The organism is Sandarakinorhabdus sp. (genome assembly GCF_041689835.1).
Lineage (GTDB): Bacteria > Pseudomonadota > Alphaproteobacteria > Sphingomonadales > Sphingomonadaceae > Sandarakinorhabdus.
Map to the genome: position 1 here is coordinate 1 of NZ_JBDNFM010000235.1, position 3,254 is coordinate 3,254.

Here is a 3,254-nt window from a genome sequence, read left to right on the forward strand (position 1 = left end):
AAACACGCCGCGCACGCTGGTGGCCGTGCTGTCGGGCACGGTGAGGATATAACCCTCTTCGTCCATTTCCATCTGCCCGGCAAACAGGCCGGTTGCCGGTACGTGGCCGATGGCGACGAAAAGCCCGTCCACCTTCAGATGGCGGGTGCTGCCGTCGCGCGTGTCGGCCAGCGTGATGCCTTCCACCTTCAACGGCTTGTCCTGCCCCTGCACATCGGTCACTTCGGCGTGCCAGTGCATTTCCACCTTGGGATTGCTGTCCAGACGGGCTTGATTGGTCTTGTCGGCGCGCAGTTCACCGCGGCGGTGGATCAAATGCACCTTGGAGGCAAATTTGGTAAGGAACATCGCCTCCTCCACTGCGGTGTTGCCACCGCCCACAACGGCGACTTCCTTGCCGCGGAAGAAAAACCCATCACAGGTGGCGCAGGCCGAAACGCCAAAACCGCGATACCGGGTTTCGCTGGGCAGGCCCAGCCAGCGCGCCTGGGCGCCGGTGGCGATCACGATGGTGTCCGCCGTCCAGCCCTCGCCGCTGTCCGTTTCCAGCACGAACGGGCGGCTGGAAAGGTCAACCTTGGTCACGATATCGGTGATGATCTCGGTGCCGACATGGCGGGCCTGCGCCTCCATGCGGATCATCAGGTCGGGCCCCATCACCATGGTATCACCCGGCCAGTTTTCCACTTCGGTGGTGATGGTCAATTGGCCGCCGGGCTGCAAACCCTGGATCAGCACCGGGTCCAGCAGGGCACGCGCGGCATAAACGGCGGCGGTATATCCAGCCGGGCCGGAACCGATAATCAAGACCTTGGCGTGACGGGACATGAATGCGAATCTCCTGTGCGCCGGACGGCCCGGCTGTGTGGCGAGTGAATTAGGGCAATTGGCCGATATTTCCAGCCTGCACACCGCCTCGGCTCAGCAATGCGACAAGGCTTGCCGGAACTGGCCTTGGGCCAATCTGCATCTTGCGCGATATTGAAACAATGTTATCAAGAACGACGGGTTTGGGATGGGGAGTTGCCCAATGGTGCATCGTTCGCGGCTGCCGATCGACGATATCGATCGCGTTATCCTGCGCCACCTGCAGGCCGAAGGGCGCATCACCAACGTCGATCTCGCCACGCGCGCCGGCCTCACCGCCCCGCCCTGCCTGCGCCGCGTTCGCGCACTGGAGGAAAACGGCGTCATCAGGGGCTATCATGCCGATCTGGATTCGGTGGCGCTGGGCTATGGCATCACCGTGTTTGCCATGGTCAGCCTGAAAAGCCAGGCCGAAGCCGATCTGAAGGCCTTTGAAGAACATATCTCCGCCCTGCCCCAGGTCCGCGAATGTCACATGCTCAATGGTGAAATCGATTTCATCCTGAAGGTCGTCGCCCACGATCTGCAGGAATTTCAGCGCTTCCTGACCAGCGAATTGACGCCCGCGCCCAATGTCGAAAGCGTGAAAACCAGCTTCGTCATCCGTACCGCACTGTCACGGCCCGGCGTGCCGGTAGATTAACCGCGCTCTGCGCCGCGCCCCAGCGGCAGCGCCAACGCCAGCCCTGCGACAAACCCGCCGATGTGCGCCATGATGGCGATCCGCATATCCGGCCCGGCCAGCGCCGCGCCGGCCGCCACCTGAAGCACCACCCACGCCGTGCCCAGCCCAAGCGCCTGCTCCAGCGGGCTGCGCTGGCTGCGGCCGAACAGCATGGCCTGCGCCGCCACCAATCCAGAAATTGCGCCCGACGCGCCAACAGCGGGCACGGTGCTCATTGGAGACCAGGCCCATTCAGCAAGGCCGCCCGCCAGGCCCGACAACACATAAAGCGCGAGAAAACGCCGGCTGCCCAGCACGGGTTCAAGGATGCGGCCGATCGCGATCAGCATCACCATGTTCATGACCAGGTGGGCTGCGCCGCCATGGAGAAACATGTGGCCAAGCAAGGTGGCGGCGGCACTGAAGGCCGGCACGACACCGTCCATTGCCAGCGTCAGCCGCGCCGGCACCAACCCGCCCCAAAACAGCAGCATTTCGCGCGCGTTGCTGCCGGCCAGACCCATCAGGATGGCAACAATCGCGTTCATCACCACGAGCACGCGCATCACCGTGGCTGGGTGATCAGCCTCCGGCGCCGCAGCATCCGTCACTGGTTCAGATGAACTCAACGCGGTCGATCTGGTAATATTTGTCGCCCGACGGCGTGTTGACCTCGACTTCGTCACCCACCCGGCGCCCGATCAGCGCCTTGCCCAGCGGCGAGGAAAAGCTGATGCGTCCGCCCTTCACATCGGCTTCGTGCTGGCCGACGATCTGGTAGGTAACGGGCTTGTCGTCCTCGTCCTGCAGATGGACTGTGGCGCCAAACACCGCCTTGTCGCCCGACAGGGTTTTCGGATCGATCACGATGGCGCGCGCCAGCATGTCTTCCATCTCGATCAGCTGCGCTTCGATCTGGCCTTGGCGTTCCTTGGCAGCATGATATTCGGCGTTTTCGGACAAGTCGCCATGAGCACGCGCTTCCTCGATGGCCTGCACCACCGACGGCCGCTCAACCTCTTTCAGGTTGCGCAATTGGGCGATCAGGTAGGCTTGCCCCGACGGCAGCATCGGCACCTTTTCCATCGTCGACATGATCGCTCTACTATCCTGCAAGTCGTTTCAAAAAATTCCCCTGCCGGCGCGTGTTGGCGTCGTCAGGGGCCGCAGACGGCCGTGCTGCGGCCAATCAAGGTTGGTGATGATAGGATTGAAGCGGCCGAACTTCAAGCGGGCGTCGCCGCATCGCAGCAATAGCCGCCACTGCAGCGCGGCTCGCCGGCGCTGTCGTGTAATACGGCACCCGGCCATACAGCGCCGAAGCCCGGATCGACTGGCTGTCTTTCAATGATTGCAGGCCTTCGGTGGTGTTGAAGATCAGCGCGATGTCACCATCCTTGATCCGGTCGACAATATGCGGGCGGCCTTCTGCTACCTTGTTCACCGGCGTCACCGGGATATTGGCAGCTTTCAGCGCAGCTTGCGTGCCCGAGGTGGCAACCAGTTCAAAGCCCAACGACACCAAATCGCGCGCAGCTTCGATGATTTGCAGTTTGTCGCTGTCCTTCACGCTGATGAACACGCGGCCCGATTGCGGCAACACGGTAAATGCGGCGAGCTGGCTTTTGGCAAAGGCAGTGGCAAAATCGGCATCGATGCCCATCACTTCGCCGGTGGACTTCATTTCGGGGCCTAGCACCGGATCGACGCCGGGGAAGCGCGC

At 62.5% G+C, this 3,254-nt stretch carries 4 protein-coding genes and 1 pseudogene; 1 reads left to right on the forward strand and 4 read right to left on the reverse strand.

Annotation, left to right across the window (positions count from 1 at the left end):
- Positions 1-828 (reverse strand): NAD(P)/FAD-dependent oxidoreductase (locus ACESL8_RS12340; protein ID WP_372919294.1); only part of this gene is annotated, 828 nt, incomplete at its 3' end.
- A 202-nt stretch (positions 829-1,030) separates the two neighbouring features.
- On the opposite strand from ACESL8_RS12340, the gene ACESL8_RS12345 reads away from it, so the two are divergent.
- Entirely contained in the window at positions 1,031-1,510 is a 480-nt protein-coding gene (locus ACESL8_RS12345) for an Lrp/AsnC family transcriptional regulator (protein ID WP_372919296.1), read from the forward strand.
- Here the strand turns inward: ACESL8_RS12345 and ACESL8_RS12350 are convergent.
- The 3 genes and pseudogenes from ACESL8_RS12350 to ACESL8_RS12360 form a co-directional block, all read right to left on the reverse strand.
- Entirely contained in the window at positions 1,507-2,142 is a 636-nt protein-coding gene (locus ACESL8_RS12350; RefSeq protein WP_372919298.1) for a rhomboid family intramembrane serine protease, read from the reverse strand. The two genes, ACESL8_RS12345 and ACESL8_RS12350, sit on opposite strands and share 4 nt — an antisense overlap.
- 4 nt (positions 2,143-2,146) lie before the next feature.
- Positions 2,147-2,626 (reverse strand): transcription elongation factor GreA, encoded by a 480-nt coding sequence (gene greA / locus ACESL8_RS12355; RefSeq protein WP_372919300.1) that lies wholly within the window; start codon positions 2,624-2,626, stop codon positions 2,147-2,149.
- Positions 2,627-2,720: 94 nt separating this feature from the next.
- Positions 2,721-3,254: pseudogene (locus tag ACESL8_RS12360) on the reverse strand (carbamoyl phosphate synthase large subunit); the annotation flags it as partial.